A 15,702-nucleotide genomic window follows, 5' to 3' on the forward strand; every position below is an offset into this window, starting at 1 on the left:
CCGCTCCCACAGAGGAGTTGTGCTTGACTGGCTGCTATTCGGGATTTGCCCCGTTTTCATTTGTGACGAGCCGAATATTTGCGCGCAACGACAACGCCGCCCACTAGCAGCGCTGCGCCTATTGCAACCATCCCATAGGGCGTACGGCGGGTTTGCCGCCAGCCGCCTTCGACACGACGTTCGCCGCTTGCCGGGGTGTAGAGGTTGCCCGTAGAGGTCGCGGCGCGCTGGCTGCGCTCCAGGCCGAGGCGGGTGAGCCAACCGGATAACCGGGCAAAGCCGGGCAGCAAAAAATGCGCGACGCGGGCCACGGTGGCAGCGCTGCCTACCGTGGTGCTGTCCCTCGGTTGCAGCGCACAGGCCACCATCGCTTGCGCGACTTTATGTGGGTCGTAGACCGGTGGCGGTGGCGTCAACTCGTGGCCGGTAAAATTGCCGCCATCGCGAAAGCCCGGTGTGTCCATCACGGCGGGATAGATGTCGCACACATGAATATCCGGGTAGTCAGTCAGCTCGCCGCGCAGTGCCTCAGTCAGGCCGCGCAGGCCGTATTTACTGGCCGAGTAGGCGACGGCATAGGGCTGGGCTACCCAACTGCCCAGCGACAAGGTGTTGATCAGAGTGCCGCGGTGCTGGGCTTTGAAATAGGGCCACGCCACGTGGGCGCCGCGCAGGTACCCGAGCAGGTCGGTTTGCAGCACCTGTTCGTGGGCTTCCAGGGGCGTGTCCTCGAAACTGCCGACGGCGCCTACTCCGGCATTGTTGATCCAGATATCGATGCGGCCATTGCCGAAGGCCGCCGCTTGTTCGGCAAGGGCGCGCATCTGGTCGCCCTGGGTTACATCGGTTTTAACGGCGATGGCCTCGGCGCCACGCGCAGCGCATTCCTCGACGACCTCTCCCAAGGCCTTTTCATCTCGGGCCGCCAATACCAAGCGGGTACTTTGCTCGGCAAAGGCGTGAGCAGCCGCGCGACCAATGCCACTGGAGGCGCCGGTGATCACCACGGTCTTGCCGTGCAGTTTCCCCTTGGCCTGCATGACGCCAGGCGAATCCTCGGGCACGTGGACGGGCACCGGGTGCAGTTGCAAGCGGGTACCGTCAGTCAGTACCAGGGTCAGGTTCTCGAGGGTGCCAGCGACGCGGTCGGGAAATACCGGTTCGCCTGTGGCGTCGAGCTCATCATAGATAAACGTCTGGCCCTCAAGCCATCCGACTGCTGTCATCAGTTCAGGGCCCAGGTAGTACTTTCCGTCCAGGAAAAACCCGCTGAAGTTCGGTGTGCGCTCCAGGTTTTCCACGGCGTATCGCTCGCCAGGCCTCATTCCGGTTGCGGTATCAATCATCATGACATCCTCCTTTGGCTGGTCTTGGGGTAGAGAAGGGCCCGCAAATGATCGTTCAATCCAAATGACTGAATGGCGGTGTCAATGTTGATGGGCCTTCAGGGTCGGGTCGGCGATCTGGATAACCGTGCCCTGGCGCCACGCGTCCGCGCCGGGCGCGATGGGCGGCGCGGGGATATCGGCACGCGTCTTTTTCTTGTCGGCACTGTCGATGCCCAGTCGTTTATCTCGTTCGGCGACCATACGCGGGTCAGCCTGGCCGTCTGCGGTAAACCCCATCATCAACTGAGGCACGCCTAACGGCAGGCGTTTATCCAGATCGGTATGCCAGGTGTGCCAGGTCTTGCCGTAGGTGTGCACCAGCTTCTCCATCAGCGCATGTTCCGCCGCCTCAGGAATGCCCGGCGCGACCAGTTGCCCTGACTTCACTTCATGCACATGGCTATGCCACAACGCCTTTTCAGGCGCGGGCAGCGTGTTGAACTGCGCCTCGCTGATGATGTACTCCACGCCCATCAACTTGGCATCCTTGCGGTTGCCGTCGTAGATCACACACTGGATGACCTCCTCGTTGAGGATTGCGCAGTAGTGATGGGCTTCCATTTGCACATCGGGATGGCCGTTGTAGAAGTGAAAACCGTCCAGGTAGGCGTTCAGGGCATCAATCGGTGGGCGTGATTGCAGCAGGGCGGCGCCGGCTTCCAGCGTTCGGGTCGAAGGCGTTGTCGGCTTCCCAGGTGCCTCGACATTCGAAGGTGAGTTGTTGCCAGCGCAGGCGCTGAGCAGGGACAGCGCAACTGCGGCGGATAGGGATTTTGTCACTCGATGGGTTGGGGTGTCAGTCATGGTCGGCTGCCTCCTGTTGCCGGTATGGTCACGTTCGAGGATCTGCGTCAGGGCTGATCCTGTTCTCGTTGGAAAGACGCGCGTACAGGGCGTTCAAAATGCTTTGAGTTGAACACTCACTCGGTCATCAGGTCGTTTTTTATAGAGGCGCTGACAGCGCAATTGCTTACCTGCCAGTGAGGTGTTCATCCCATGCATAAGACTGAAAATCGAGCGTCGACGCTGCTTACCCAATTGCTCCGGGCACGCGGGCCGGGCGGTCAGGAAGACGAGGTGCGCGCCATTTGCCTGGAAAGCCTGACGCCGTTGTGCGATGAGGCCTGGGTCGATCGGGCGGGTAATGTGGTGGGTTTGATCAAGGGCAAGCACAACGATGCCGAGCCTGCCGGTGCGGTTAAAGTCATGGCACATATGGATGAAATCGCCATGGTGGTTAAACGCGTCGAGGCGGATGGCACGTTGCGGGTGACGGCGCTGGGTGGGGCCAACCCGGTCAACTTTGGCGTGTGTCCGGTGGATATCCTGGGGGACACACGCATCCTTCCTGGCGTGCTGTCCTTTGGCTCGATGCACGCCACCAGTAATACAGCACAAGGGGCTGATGTGCTCTCGGGCGATGTGCACTGGAACGACGTTCATGTGATCACGCGATGCACTGCCCAGGCATTGTGCGAGTACGGCATTCGGCCCGGAAGCCGTGTGGTGCTGAGCCGTCATTGGCGTGAGCCCTTCCCAGTGGGCGATGCCATTGCCGCGCATTTTCTGGATGACCGCGCCCCGATTGCTGCCGTTCTGCATACAGCCCAGCTGCTGGCTTCGCGCCGGGAGGCGTTGGCCAGGGATGTCTATCTGGTATTCACCACGCTCGAAGAGGAGTGCAATGCCGGGGCAATGTATGCCGCGTCGACGCTACCCGGCGACACCACCATCGCGGTGGAGGTGGGGCCGGTCATGCAGGAATACGGCACGCGCCTGGCCGTCGACCCGATCATCAATACGGGGGACCAGAAAGGCTATTACACCCGAGCGGTGGTCAACGACCTGGCGGCTGCCGCAGAGCGCTGCGGCTACAGCCCCCAATATGCGCTGTTGGTGGATTTCGCTTCGGATGCCAGTGCGGTCATGAGTAACGGGACCTGCGCCCGCGCCGGCTGCCTGGCCATTCCAACGGAAAATACCCATGGTTATGAATTGATTCTGGATGGGGCGGTGCAGGCCTGTGCCGCGACATTGGCCGAGTACCTTGCAGCCTGATAGACGGTGCAAGGTACGCTGACCGGTGGGGCTCAGATTGGGCCGCTTGGAGAATCTGTCTCCTGCCTGATGTCATCGGCCGCATTGGGTTGCCCCAGCTTGCTGTATTGCTCGCGCAATTTTTGCAACTCACGCGACCCAAGCTTATCCAGGCTTAACGCCGCATTGTGAGCTTCTTTGGTGGCACGAATCAGCTCGTCCAGTTTCAGATGAAGAATATCGTTGTCACGGTTCTGGGTATTCTGGATCAGGAACACCATCAGGAAGGTGATGATGGTAGTGGAGGTGTTGATGATTAACTGCCAGGTGTCGTTGTAATGAAAGTAAGGCCCGGTGAGCGCCCAAACAGCAATCAAGCTGACGGCTGTCAGAAAGGTTTTTGAGCTGCCCGCCTGGTTGGAGAGTTTTTGGCAGAATTTCGCGAACTTCATGGTGCTGTCTCCTGGGGGATGTTCCTCTGTAGACCCCAGCAGAATTTTGAAATTCTTTTTTACAAATCGTTTTTTTTGACAAAAATCAATGAGCAAATCCCTCTTGCACAGGAGCACTCAGCATGTCGGTCGCTGCTTCTATCGTTGAATACCTCAAGCACCATCAGTTGGTCATCACGACGGCGGAGTCGTGTACCGCAGGCAAGATCATCACCTTGCTTTCGCAGGTCGACGGCAGCGGTTCGTGGATCGAAAGCGGGTACGTGGTGTATTCGCCAGAAGCGAAACAGCGGCTGTTGAACGTGCGTCGCTATACCATCGATACCTTCAATCTCACCAGCTGTGAGGTCGCCCAGGAAATGGCCCAAGGCGCGCTGCGCGACAGCCCCGCTGATGTGGCGGTCGCCACCACTGGCCTGCTGGGGCCGGATGGAATTGATGGCATTCCCCCAGGCACTGTCTGTTTTGCCTGGGCCTATCGAAACGGCGGGGCACTGAGTGTGTTCAGTCGCAAGGAACGCTTTATGGGTTCTCGTGAGCAGGTGCAGTTGGCCGCGTCTCTTCATGCATTGAAATGGCTGCCGCATTTTCACCAACGGGCGATGGTCGGTGAACGCGCCTAATGCTGCCAAGTGTGCGCGTTTACGGCTGCGGTTCGATGTCCATCAGCAAGTCGCCGTTGGTCAAGGATTCAGCCTCCTGCACCACGCCACGATAGGCCTGACCATTCCATTCAAAGCTAATCCAGTGGGCCTTCGGCAATAGCTTTGGCCATGGCGGTGCAAGCCGCAACTGCACGGCGGGCGCAGTGCGCACAAGTTGCCCCATGCATTCGCTGGCGAGCGTGTTCACACCGAACAGCGTGTCATGCAGGTATTGAATGTTGACCGGTTGCAGCGTTGCGTCAGTAGCGTCTGGCATATCTGTTACCCCACCGATGACAGCCAGAAAGACTGTCTGGCGATGACCATTTCTTCACGTATTTCCCGCACAAGCCGGTTGATCCCCGAAACACCGTGGTAGTGGGCGCGGTTGATGTTGGCGATGGTGAATTGGTCCATACCGTGCGCCGTTACAGTGACTGAAAGGCTGCCGTCCGGGTTGAGCGCGCACTTGACCGCGCACTTGGGAAGGCGAGCGGACAGGGCCGTTTCGATTTCGGCTTTCGTTAACGTATCCATGAGTTCACCGCATAAAGGACTCAGCGCGGTAAGGCTAGCTCATAATGACGGGGCGTAAATACTGGCAAGGTGATGGCTTTGTAAGAAGGGTCGTCCACAACTTTGCGTCGAAAGCCTCTACTTGAAACTTGGGCTGAAGGTTCGCTCGTTGTTAAATCAAGCGGGCAGGATGAAGGGGGAATATAAGGTGTAGCCTGTTCAAACTATTGGGTTTGAAGGGGCAGCCAGGCTGCCCCTCCTACCGTTACTCAAGAACCCGACTTCCGACCGCCGCCGTGGCTGTGCTGGCCACCCTTGCGACCTGCTTCAGAGGCCTTTTCACGGTCGTTGGCGAAGTTGCCGCCCGACGCTTGGCCGCCTTTTTTACCGGCTTCGGAGGCTTTTTCGCGATCATTGGCAAAGTTGCCCGGGTTTTTATTACCTGTAGTCATGATAGTTCTCCAGTCGCTAAGTTTGCGTTTCGTTAGTTGGCCGTTTCGCAACGGACACTTATTCCGATATTGGCTTTTTGAAAAATGTTTTACCGATTTTTCTAACCGGCGACGAACGGTAATTTGGTTGAAAAAAGTTATACAAAGATGCGGTTGATACGCCGCTTCGTATAACTTTTATTGCCGGCCAGCGCTTTGATATTAATCAGATCGAAACGGCTGGTTTAGTTAGCGGTCCTGCCATTCGTCTTTTTCGTCGCACTCTAAAAAAGGGTGTGGTTCCAACGAGGTTCCTAACCTGTGAACGGGAGCTTTTCAGCCATGAAACACAACCCATCCAACCCACAGTACCGGCCGCTCGAGCATCCAGACGCACCCAATGAAGACGGTTGCGTCATCGGCACTGCCGGGCGCGACGAAGACCCCAACGCGACCACCGATTGGGACCATCCCGACAGCGCCGCGACACCCGCTGACGCCAGCATCAAACCCGCCAGCGGTACGCCCGGCATCGACGTCGTGCCCGAGTCGGAAAACCACGGTGCCGATTGAGAGAGCTGCGCTACAAGCGCCGTTTCGCTTGGCCTGCAGCGTATTACCGCTGGTCGTGAGGCGCCGGTTTATTTTGAAATTTTCCATGCGCAGGCCACTTCCCATGCAAGGTAGGCGCGCATTCCAGCAGGGCGCCTTTTTCCGTAAGCCTGAGGAGATTTGTTCATGTTTCTACATAACAAGCGACTTCAATACACCGTGCGTGTCGCCGAGCCCAACCCGGGCCTGGCTAACCTTTTGCTCGAACAGTTTGGCGGCGCTCAAGGTGAGTTGGCCGCCGCGTCCCGTTACTTCACCCAAGCCTTGGCGGAAGACGACCCGGGGCGCAAAGATTTGCTGATGGACATCGCCACCGAAGAACTCAGCCATCTGGAGATCGTCGGCTCCATCATTGTCATGCTCAACAAGGGCGCCAAGGGGCGAATGGCCGAAGGCGTGGAAGAGGAGGGCGAGTTGTATCGTGCCCTCAATGGCGCCGGCAATGACTCGCATATCACCAGCCTGCTGTACGGGGCGGGTTCGCCTTTGACCAACTCTGCCGGCGTGCCGTGGACCGCCGCCTACATCGACACTATTGGTGAACCCACCGCAGACATGCGCTCGAATATCGCCGCCGAAGCCCGGGCCAAAATTGTCTATGAGCGGTTGATGAACGTCACCGATGACCCGGGTGTAAAAGATGCGCTGGGGTTTTTGATGACGCGGGAAATCGCTCACCAGATATCCTTCGAAAAAGCGCTGCATGCGATCCAGCCGAATTTTCCCCAGGGCAAGTTGCCGGGCAAACCGGAGTTCACCCAGGTGTACTTCAACATGTCCCAAGGCGCGGAGAACCTGCGCGGGCCCTGGAACCAGGGTGACGGTTGGGAGTTTGTGGAAAACCCACAACCGGCGGTCGATGGCGGTGACGGCACCGCCAGCGTGCAGTTGGACGCCGACGATGAAGCGGTGCTGAGCGCGATGAAAATCCGCACGCTCTCGGACCCCACCAGCGACCCCACCACCGGCGCTGACCTGGGGGCGGGCCTCAAGCCCAAGCCCGACCTTTGATTGAGAACAGCCGCACGCTGAAGGGCGTGCGGTGCTTTCGACTTTCTTGACGAGGACAACGACATGGCAACCCCACAGGAAAACCTGCTCGACTGGCTACGTGATGCCCATGCGATGGAGCAACAGGCCGAGAAAATGCTCAAGGCACAGTCCGAGCGCCTGGAGAATTACCCCCAACTAAAGGCGCGAATCGACGAGCACATTGAGGAAACCCTTGGGCAGCAGCAACTGATTGACGAATGCCTGACGCGTTTGGGAAGCAGTGCTTCGACCCTTAAAGACGTGGGCGGCAAGCTGATGGCTTTCGGTCAGGCGGTCGGTGGCTCGCTGATGAGTGACGAGGTGATCAAGGGCGCGATGGCCGGCTACGTGTTTGAAAATATGGAAGTGGCCAGCTACACGGTGCTCATCGCGGCCGCGAAGGCAGCGGGTGATGCCGAGACACAAGCGGCGTGCGAAAAGATTCTACCCCAGGAAGTCGCCATGGCTCAGTGGTTGCTCGCGCACTTGCCAGAGCTTACGCAAGCGTTTTTGCAACGCTCTGAGGCGCCTGACACACAAGCCAAGCGTTAAAGACACGTGCGGTGCCCTTGGGGGGCGCCGCGTCCGCTCGGCACAAGATGGCACTGCGCAGCGTTTTCACGGTCCATGGAACACGTACCACGTATCTGGAGGTGAACCTTGGCGACAAAGAAGAAGCCTGTGGTCGACGGTATGGAATTGGCAATGCTGTCTGCCAGCCGCAAAGACCTGTTCTTTGCGGCCATGCAAGCCAGCCACAGTGCAATGATCGTGACCGACCCCGCGGGGCCTGATAACCCGATCATCTTTGCCAACCAGGCGTTCCTGACCCTGACAGGCTTTGAACTGGACGAAGTGATCGGACGTAATTGCAGGTTCTTGCAGGGGCCTCAAACCGACAAAAACGCGCTGCACCAGGTGCAGCGCGCGGTTGAGCAGCACCATGAGGCCTGTGTCGAGGTGCTCAATTACCGCAAGGATGGCTCGACCTTCTGGAACGAGCTGTTCATTTCGCCGTTGTTCAACGAACGTGGGCAGCTGGTGTATTTTTTCGCATCGCAGCTGGACGTGAGCCGGCGCCACGACGCAGAACAGCGCGTGCGTCGCGCACAAGACCTGGAAGCGCTGGGGCAACTGACCGGTGGCATTGCCCATGACTTCAATAACCTGCTGCAAGTGATGATGGGTTATCTGGACTTGATCCAGCAGAGCGCCAAGCGCCCCGGTAGCGATCCGCAGCGCATCGTCAACAGTGCCAGCCGTGCCAGGGCAGCGGCGGAAAAAGCTCAGACCCTGACCCAGCAGTTGCTGGCGTTTTCGCGCAAGCAACGGCTCGACAGTCGGGTGATCAACTTGAACAGCTTGCTCAGCCGCCCCGAATTCATGGCACGTGCGCTGCAGGGCGTCGAGTTGCATGTAGAACTTGCCGACGATTTGTGGAACTGCCGCATCGACCCTGTCCAGGCGGAGCTGGCAGTGCAGCACCTGTTATCCAATGCCCAGGATGCTTTGCGCGGGCGTGCGGACCCAGCGGTAACCGTCCAGACCTGCAACGTCCAGGTACCGGGCGATGTCGGTGCCGAGCGTGATGGGTTGACCGAGGGCTGTTACGTGAGCATTTCGGTCTCGGATAACGGCAACGGCATCGACGCAGGTATTCAGGACAAAGTCATGCAGCCGTTCTTCACCACCAAGGAAGAAGGCCAGGGCTCAGGCCTGGGGTTGTCGATGGTGTATGGCTTCGTCAAGCAATCGGGCGGCACGGCGCGGATTCATTCAGACCCGGGCATCGGTACGACGATTCGCTTGTACTTTCCTGCAGATGACAGCCAGCTGTGGGTCGAGCAGACACCCACAGCCATCTCACCGCAAGGTAACGAACGCATCCTGATTGTAGAGGACCGGCCCGAGGTGGCCGAGTTGGCGCAGGTGATCCTGTCTGACTACGGTTACCACACGGACATCGCCCTCAATGCCGCCGAGGCATTGGGCATGCTCAAACAGGCGACGTATGACTTGGTGTTCAGTGACTTGATCATGCCCGGCGCGATGAATGGCGCGGCGTTGGCGCGGGAGGTGTCGCGCTTGTATCCGCACATCAGGATCTTGCTGACTACCGGCTATGCGAAAGACGCGTTGGCCCGCGCGGAGATAGAGGTGCATGAGTTCGAGTTGATTCCCAAGCCGTATCAGCCTGCTGATTTGCCGCGCAAAATCCGGGCGGTGCTCGATACCTGATCGAGCAGGCCAATGCGCTCAAAATGTGGGAGCTGGCTTGCCCGCGAAGGCGGTGTGTCCGTCACTGCATCTGTTACAGCACGACCGCCTTCGCAGGCAAGCCAGCTCCCACAGTTGATCTTCGTTGCTTTGAGCATTGCATTCCACGGGTGCCCGCCCGCAGAGCTACCTCAGCACCGCCAACGCCAGGTTAAGGGCCAGCACCAGCACAATTGAAAACCCGAATATCCTGCGCGCCCAGCCGGTCGGATCAGTCAGCCGTGTACTGCTGGCCGCCAGGTTGAGCCAATACCCCCCAAGCCCGAGCATCACCACAAAATACAGCGCCGCCATCTGCGCCACCGCGCCCAGCATCAGGGCGCTGGCGAGAAAGGCCAGCATGTACGCCTGGATCTGCCGATGGGCTTGGGCCAGGCTCAACAGCGGCAAGCCTGCGGCGCGGAAATCCTCGCGGCGCATCACGGTGATGGCGTGTGAATGCGGCATCTGCCAACAACAGAACACCACGATCAGCAGCATGGCCGTGAGGTCAAACCGCCCGGTGACCGCGCAATAGCCGATCACCGGCGGCATCGCCCCGGAGACGCTGCCGATCAAGGTGGCCCAGTGGGAACGCCGCTTGAGCCAGTAGGTGTAGACCCCCGCATAGATCACCAGCCCGACCATTGCCAGCCCACACGCCAGCGCATTGCTGCCGGCCCACAGCAAGCCAAAACCGCAGGCGCCCAGGACGATCCCATAGCCTGCGGCAGTGGACACCCTGATGGCGCGCAATGCCAATGGCCGATGACAGGTACGCACCATGCGCCGGTCGATGTCGCGGTCAATGCAGTTGTTGATGACACAACCGCACCCGATCACCAGGGCGGTGCCGAGCAGGGTGGCCAGCCCGTGTGTCACCGATGCCATATGCCCGCTGGCAGCGAGCAGGTAACCGCCCAGCACCGAGGCCAGGTTACCGACAATAATGCCCGGCTTGGTGAGCTCGATGGCGGTATTGAACAGCCCCCGCCAGTGTTTCAGTGCGCCAGCATGTTGTGATGAATACTGTCCATGATCCATAACGAAAGCCCCACCAACAGAAGAATGATGACCGCCGAGAAAATCAGCGCAATCAGGTTCCAGCGTTGTTCTTCGGCCGTGTCCAGGTGCAGGAAGAACTTGAGGTGGACCACGATTTGTATTGCGCCCAACGCCACCACCAGCCAGGCGGTGAAGGTGCGCGGCAGTGACGGGAACATCACTAGGCCGAACGGGATCAGGGTGAGCAGTACTGACACCAGGAACCCGACCAGATAGGAGCGACTGCTGCCATGGCTGGTACCGGCACTGCTGTGAAGCGAGCTTTGCTTGTACATGTCACACCACCCCCAACAGATAGACCACGGTAAAGACGCAGATCCACACCACGTCCAAAAAGTGCCAGAACAGGCTCAGGCAACTGAGCCGGGTGGCGTTGGTGCTGGTCAGGCCGCGTTGCTTGACCTGGACCATCAGCACCGCCATCCAGATCAACCCGGTGAACACGTGCGCGCCGTGGGTGCCGACGAGGGTGAAGAAGGCCGTCAGGAAGCCGCTGCGGTCCGGCCCGTAGCCTTCTGCGATCAAGTGGTGGAATTCGTTGATCTCCATGGCGATAAAGCCCGCGCCCAACACGAACGTGAGCCCCAGCCAGCGCAGCACATCGCGTTGCTTGCCGTGGTTCATGGCGAGCATGGCGTAGCCGTAGGTGATACTGCTCAACAGCAGCAGCATGGTTTCGGCGAGCACATAGGGCAGTTCGAAAATATCCATGCTCGACGGCCCGCCCGCCACGCTGTCGCGCAACACGGCGTAGCCGGCGAACAAGGTCGCGAACAGGATGCAGTCGGTCATCAGGTAGATCCAGAACCCGAACAGGCTCAGGGAACCGGCGTCTTCATGCCCTTGTTCGTGGGTGTGGGCGATGTCTTTTTCCATAACGATATTGGACATGGGTCAAGCCTCTGCCAGGTCTTTGAGACGTGCCGTTTCGATGCGCGCGACTTCCTGCGCGGGCACGAAGTAATCGGTGTCTTCGTCGTAGCTGCGCACCACGAACGCCACCACCGAGGCCACCAGGCCGAACGCCGCCATCCACCAGATGTGCCACACCAACGCAAAGCTGCAGACCAGCGCAAACAGGCTGATCACCAGGCCCGACGCGGTATTGCGCGGCATGTGAATGCTGCGATAGTCGGTGTGGCTGAGGGTGCTGACGCCGCGCTCCTTCATGCCCCAGTACGCGTCCAGGTCATTGACCTTGGGCTGCTCGGCGAAGTTGTACAGCGGCGGCGGGGACGCGGTGGCCCATTCCAGGGTGCGCCCGTCCCACGGGTCGCCGGTGAGGTCGCGGTATTGATGACGGTTGCGGATGCTGACAAACAATTGCAAGGCTTGCGCCGCCACGCCGCAGAGGATGATTGCCACCCCCACCAACTCCAGCAGCAGCCAGGGCCGCCATTCGGGGTTGTCGAAATGATTGAGTCGGCGCGTCATGCCCATGAAACCCAGCACGTAGGAGGGCATGAACGCGAAGTAAAAGCCCACCAGCCAGCACCAGAAAGCGATGCGCCCCAGCTTGTCGTTCAAGCGGAAACCGAACGCTTTGGGGAACCAATACGTCAGGCCGGCCATATAGCCGAACACCGCGCCGCCGATGATCACGTTGTGAAAGTGCGCGATCAGGAACAGGCTGTTGTGCAGCAGGAAATCGGCCCCCGGCACCGCCAGCAGCACCCCGGTCATGCCGCCGATGCTGAAGGTCACGATAAAGCCCAGGGTCCACAGCATGGGCGTTTCGAAGCGCACGCGGCCGCGGTACATGGTGAACAACCAGGTGAAGATTTTCACCCCGGTCGGCACCGCGATGATCATCGTCATGATGCCGAAGAACGCGTTGACGTTGCCCCCCGCGCCCATGGTGAAAAAGTGATGCAGCCACACGATGAACGACAACACGGTGATCGCGATGGTCGCCCATACCAGCGACACGTAGCCGAACAGCCGCTTGCTGCTGAAGGTGGCGGCAATCTCGGAAAACACCCCGAACGCGGGCAGGATCAGGATGTACACCTCCGGATGCCCCCAGGCCCAGATGAGGTTCACGTACATCATCGGGTTGCCGCCGGCCTCGTTGGTGAAAAAATGCATACCCAGGTAACGGTCCAGGGTCAGCATCAACAGGGTGGCGGTGAGGATCGGGAATGCCGCCAGGATCAGCACCGACGTGCACAGCGCATTCCAGGTGAACACCGGCATCTTGAACAGCGTCATGCCTTCGGTGCGCATCTTCAGGATGGTGACGAAGAAATTCACCCCCGTGAGCAGCGTGCCGATGCCGGATATCTGCAATGACCAGATGTAGTAATCCACGCCGACGCCGGGGCTGTAGCCCAGCTCGGATAACGGCGGATACGCGACCCAGCCGGTGCGCGCGAACTCACCGACCCCCAGCGAAATGTTCACCAGCGCCGCACCCACCACGAACAGCCAGAAACTCAGGGCGTTGAGAAACGGATAGGCCACATCCCGAGCGCCGATCTGCAACGGCACGACGATGTTCATCAAGCCGACCACGAAGGGCATGGCCATGAAGAAGATCATGATCACGCCGTGGGCGGTGAAGATCTGGTCGTAATGTTCCGGCGGCAGGTAACCCGGCCCGCCGCTGGCGGCCATGGCTTGTTGGGTGCGCATCATGATCGCATCAGAAAACCCACGCAGCAGCATCACCAGGGCGACGATGATGTACATGCAACCGATCTTCTTGTGGTCCACCGAGGTGAACCATTCGCGCCACAAATAGCCCCACTTGCGTTTCCAGGTAATCGAGCCCACCAACGCCACCCCGATCAGGCCGACGATGGCCAGGGTGTACATCACAATGGGTTCAGTGGTTGGGATCGCGTCCCACGACAGTTTTCCGAACATGGTTACCGCTCCTCAGCCAGCAGACTTGGGTGTTGATCGGTGCGTTGTGCAGCGTCGCTCAATGGCGAGCGCCGGGGTTTATTGGCCTTGTTCATGCCTTCGTATTTATCGACGATGTCCAGGAACAAGCGCTCCTGTACCGCCGAGTAATAGGTCACCGGGTGCTTGAGGGTCGGCTTGGCCAATTGCGCGTAAGTGCTGTGGTCCAGAGAGGTGGCCGCGCCCTTGACCTTTGTCACCCAGGTTTGAAAGTCGGCAGTGCTCAAGGACAGCGTGGTGAAATGCATGTCGGAAAAACCGGGGCCGTTGTAGTTGGCGGCAATCCCTCTGAACTCACCGGTTTCGTTGGCGATCAGGTGCAACTTGGTCTGCATGCCGGCCATGGCGTAGATCTGCCCGCCGAGTGCGGGAATAAAGAACGAGGTCATGGCCGCGTCGGAGGTGACGGTGAAACTTACCGGCGTGTGTACCGGCAGGGCCAGTTCGTTGACGCTGGCGATGCCCAGGTCAGGGTAGATAAACAGCCATTTCCAGTCGGTGGCCACCACCTGCACATTGATCGGCGGGGTGTCTGACTCCAGCGGGCGATAGGGGTCGAGTGCGTGGGTGGTCTCCCACGTCACCCACCCCAGGACGATGATGATCAGCAGGGGAACGCCCCATACCACCGCTTCGATTTTGTGCGAACTGGCCCAGCGGGGGGAGTAACGCGCTTTTTTATTGGTGGCGCGGTAGCGGTAGGCGAAGACAAACATCATCACAATCACCGGAACGACCACCAGCAGCATCAGGCCCGTAGCGAGAATAATCAGGTCGCGCTCATCGGTTGCTACTTGCCCCTTGGGGTTGAATACCACCAGGTTGCAACTGGTGAGTAAGAAGAGGCTGGTGATAGTGACCAGGCAATAACCCATCGCTCGTTTCATGCCTTGCTCCTGTATTGGAAACTTGCGTTTTGCTGTGCCGAATCAGTGCTCAAGCGTTAACTAAGCGAAGCGCTTGTTAACCTCAGGAGCCGTCAGGTGTTAAACACTCGGCAATAAGGTGCCGTCAGTAGAAAAAGTGCTTCTACTGCTCGGTTTTATTGGCTTTTGCTGCCGCTCTGCAGGGCGCCTTTCGCCGCGCTCCCGAACATTTTGAATAGAGCCCGGTGGGTTGGTTTAACAATTTGTTTCCTCGCCTGACGAACGGTTTAACAGGCGAAACGGTAAAAGGTTTTCATCGGTGCATGATGGAGGTGGCCTTGCAGAAAGTCTGAATTCTGGTTAGGGATTTCAGTCGTTAGTTGATGGCCAACCCCACTAACGGTTTTGGAGAAGCGCTATGTTTATACGTGGCAACACCTATAAAGCCTGGGTCTCAAAAGCACTGAAAGAAAAATGCTTCACCCGGGAAGTCGAAAACGGCTGCCATATCGAAGTCAGGGCCCGAGAGCGGGAGGACGCTGATATTGAAGTGCTGCTCTGCGTTTATACCGCGACGGGGCAATGCGTGGTTGAACGCATCAAGCAGTTGCCGGGTGCCGAATGGACGGTGAATGACGCGCTCAAACGCGGTATTGATCAGGCGGAACGGATTGCCGGAGGTGAGTCCGGCCGACTGCCCTGTGCTGACGCTCACGTGCACGACGACGATTGAGTGGCTCCGCGATCTTGAATGTGGGAGCTGGCTTGCCTGCGATGACGGCCTGACAGCCGGCGCCTATCTTCCTGATCCCAAACGATCCAAATGTGGGAGCGGGCTTGCTCGCGAAGGCAGCCTGACAGCCGACGAGGATTTTGGTCCGACAGGCAAGCTTGGACCTCGGTGCGTCGGTTGGACAAGCGTCGGCTGCCCGGCCGTCACGGGAGCAAGCTCCCTCGCCATAGGGTGTAGCGTGCGGCAAAATAAAAAAGCCCGCACAGAGTGCGGGCAAGACAGGAGTTTTTACCAAGAGCCTGGAGTGAACAGACTCAGTATTAAGAAACAAAAGAAGCATGAGCAGTTTTATTTTTTTAATGCGAGGCCGACGAACGGTAGTGCAACAGCAAGTGCGTGATCGTCGTCATTAAAACATTAAAATTTCTGAACCTTCGTTCTGAGCAAATAACAAAAAAATCAGAAGGAGAGGTTATGAAAAATTCTTTATATGTCATCGAATACGAATACCACCACGAGCCTAAGTCTTTCATTATAAGAGCGGAGGTGATGAATAACGCAGAGGCGTGGCATTGGGCCTGTTGCGATGCAGGCATTGGCATTATTCCCAGGTCGCGTAATGAAAAGATCAAACGCATCAGTAAACCGCTGGCCGAGCGCTACGGTCTTGAGAATGTAAGATGGCGCCCGTCTGGGAGTATCCCGTTTATTGCAAAGCCTTATGTGCCGCCGCCACCCGAATGAATGTATTTTTAATGGACGG

General features: G+C 58.6%; 19 protein-coding genes. 8 read left to right on the forward strand and 11 right to left on the reverse strand.

Annotated elements, in window-relative coordinates; genetic code table 11:
* Nucleotides 1-56: 56 nt before the first annotated feature.
* On the reverse strand, nt 57-1,346 hold the full coding sequence (locus BOP96_RS21690) for an SDR family oxidoreductase (protein ID WP_032903514.1): 1,290 nt from the start codon (nt 1,344-1,346) through the stop codon (nt 57-59).
* 81 nt (nt 1,347-1,427) lie between these two features.
* Nucleotides 1,428-2,192: an OBAP family protein gene (locus BOP96_RS21695; protein ID WP_014718018.1), complete on the reverse strand. Its 765-nt coding sequence runs from the start codon at nt 2,190-2,192 to the stop codon at nt 1,428-1,430.
* A gap of 192 nt (nt 2,193-2,384) precedes the next feature.
* Between BOP96_RS21695 and BOP96_RS21700 the strand changes: the two genes are divergently transcribed.
* Complete coding sequence (locus BOP96_RS21700; protein WP_073454000.1) at nt 2,385-3,446, forward strand: M28 family peptidase; 1,062 nt, start codon at nt 2,385-2,387, stop codon at nt 3,444-3,446.
* Nucleotides 3,447-3,478: 32 nt separating this feature from the next.
* Here the strand turns inward: BOP96_RS21700 and BOP96_RS21705 are convergent, their stop codons facing one another.
* Nucleotides 3,479-3,877, reverse strand: coding sequence for a low affinity iron permease family protein (locus BOP96_RS21705; protein ID WP_060767481.1), 399 nt, complete (start codon nt 3,875-3,877; stop codon nt 3,479-3,481).
* 122 nt (nt 3,878-3,999) lie between these two features.
* On the opposite strand from BOP96_RS21705, the gene BOP96_RS21710 reads away from it, so the two are divergent.
* Complete coding sequence (locus BOP96_RS21710) at nt 4,000-4,500, forward strand: CinA family protein (protein WP_054895711.1); 501 nt, start codon at nt 4,000-4,002, stop codon at nt 4,498-4,500.
* 19 nt (nt 4,501-4,519) lie between these two features.
* Here the strand turns inward: BOP96_RS21710 and BOP96_RS21715 are convergent, their stop codons facing one another.
* The 3 genes from BOP96_RS21715 to BOP96_RS21725 all read right to left on the reverse strand — a co-directional run bounded on the left by BOP96_RS21715 (nt 4,520) and on the right by BOP96_RS21725 (nt 5,489).
* On the reverse strand, nt 4,520-4,798 hold the full coding sequence (locus BOP96_RS21715) for a hypothetical protein (protein WP_014718022.1): 279 nt from the start codon (nt 4,796-4,798) through the stop codon (nt 4,520-4,522).
* A gap of 5 nt (nt 4,799-4,803) precedes the next feature.
* Nucleotides 4,804-5,058: a hypothetical protein gene (locus BOP96_RS21720; protein WP_003190434.1), complete on the reverse strand. Its 255-nt coding sequence runs from the start codon at nt 5,056-5,058 to the stop codon at nt 4,804-4,806.
* Between the two features lie 248 nt (nt 5,059-5,306).
* Nucleotides 5,307-5,489, reverse strand: coding sequence for a general stress protein (locus BOP96_RS21725; RefSeq protein ID WP_003190457.1), 183 nt, complete (start codon nt 5,487-5,489; stop codon nt 5,307-5,309).
* Between the two features lie 321 nt (nt 5,490-5,810).
* Here BOP96_RS21725 and BOP96_RS21730 point away from each other — a divergent pair, with 321 nt between their 5' ends.
* The 4 genes from BOP96_RS21730 (at nt 5,811) to BOP96_RS21745 (ending at nt 9,350) form a co-directional block, all read left to right on the forward strand.
* Nucleotides 5,811-6,041 (forward strand): hypothetical protein, encoded by a 231-nt coding sequence (locus BOP96_RS21730; protein WP_056784071.1) that lies wholly within the window; start codon nt 5,811-5,813, stop codon nt 6,039-6,041.
* A gap of 165 nt (nt 6,042-6,206) precedes the next feature.
* The gene (locus tag BOP96_RS21735) at nt 6,207-7,091 is read left to right on the forward strand and encodes a manganese catalase family protein (RefSeq protein ID WP_014718025.1); all 885 of its coding nucleotides are present in this window, start codon (nt 6,207-6,209) and stop codon (nt 7,089-7,091) included.
* Between the two features lie 63 nt (nt 7,092-7,154).
* On the forward strand, nt 7,155-7,664 hold the full coding sequence (locus tag BOP96_RS21740) for a ferritin-like domain-containing protein (protein ID WP_073454002.1): 510 nt from the start codon (nt 7,155-7,157) through the stop codon (nt 7,662-7,664).
* A 108-nt stretch (nt 7,665-7,772) separates the two neighbouring features.
* Complete coding sequence (locus BOP96_RS21745; RefSeq protein ID WP_175563006.1) at nt 7,773-9,350, forward strand: histidine kinase famiy protein; 1,578 nt, start codon at nt 7,773-7,775, stop codon at nt 9,348-9,350.
* 165 nt (nt 9,351-9,515) lie between these two features.
* Here the strand turns inward: BOP96_RS21745 and cyoE are convergent, their stop codons facing one another.
* The 5 genes from cyoE to cyoA are packed head-to-tail and all read right to left on the reverse strand — an operon-like array spanning nt 9,516 to nt 14,227.
* On the reverse strand, nt 9,516-10,412 hold the full coding sequence (gene cyoE / locus BOP96_RS21750; protein ID WP_019821482.1) for a heme o synthase: 897 nt from the start codon (nt 10,410-10,412) through the stop codon (nt 9,516-9,518).
* Entirely contained in the window at nt 10,370-10,708 is a 339-nt protein-coding gene (cyoD, locus tag BOP96_RS21755; protein WP_019821483.1) for a cytochrome o ubiquinol oxidase subunit IV, read from the reverse strand. Before cyoD ends, cyoE begins: the two co-directional genes overlap by 43 nt.
* 1 nt (nt 10,709) lies before the next feature.
* Complete coding sequence (locus BOP96_RS21760; RefSeq protein WP_038449753.1) at nt 10,710-11,324, reverse strand: cytochrome o ubiquinol oxidase subunit III; 615 nt, start codon at nt 11,322-11,324, stop codon at nt 10,710-10,712.
* 3 nt (nt 11,325-11,327) lie between these two features.
* Nucleotides 11,328-13,301 (reverse strand): cytochrome o ubiquinol oxidase subunit I, encoded by a 1,974-nt coding sequence (gene cyoB, locus BOP96_RS21765; protein ID WP_014718030.1) that lies wholly within the window; start codon nt 13,299-13,301, stop codon nt 11,328-11,330.
* 2 nt (nt 13,302-13,303) lie between these two features.
* Nucleotides 13,304-14,227, reverse strand: coding sequence for a ubiquinol oxidase subunit II (cyoA, locus tag BOP96_RS21770; RefSeq protein WP_014718031.1), 924 nt, complete (start codon nt 14,225-14,227; stop codon nt 13,304-13,306).
* A 397-nt stretch (nt 14,228-14,624) separates the two neighbouring features.
* On the opposite strand from cyoA, the gene BOP96_RS21775 reads away from it, so the two are divergent.
* A complete protein-coding gene (locus tag BOP96_RS21775) occupies nt 14,625-14,939 on the forward strand; it encodes a hypothetical protein (protein ID WP_020303217.1) in 315 nt (104 codons plus the stop codon).
* Between the two features lie 474 nt (nt 14,940-15,413).
* Nucleotides 15,414-15,683 carry a DUF6555 family protein gene (locus tag BOP96_RS21780; RefSeq protein WP_003190473.1) on the forward strand — a complete coding sequence of 90 codons (270 nt, stop codon included), beginning with the start codon at nt 15,414-15,416 and terminating at the stop codon, nt 15,681-15,683.
* Nucleotides 15,684-15,702: the final 19 nt, after the last annotated feature.

Origin of the sequence: Pseudomonas sp. FSL W5-0203, from assembly GCF_001896155.1 — a bacterium.
Classification (GTDB): domain Bacteria; phylum Pseudomonadota; class Gammaproteobacteria; order Pseudomonadales; family Pseudomonadaceae; genus Aquipseudomonas; species Aquipseudomonas paracarnis.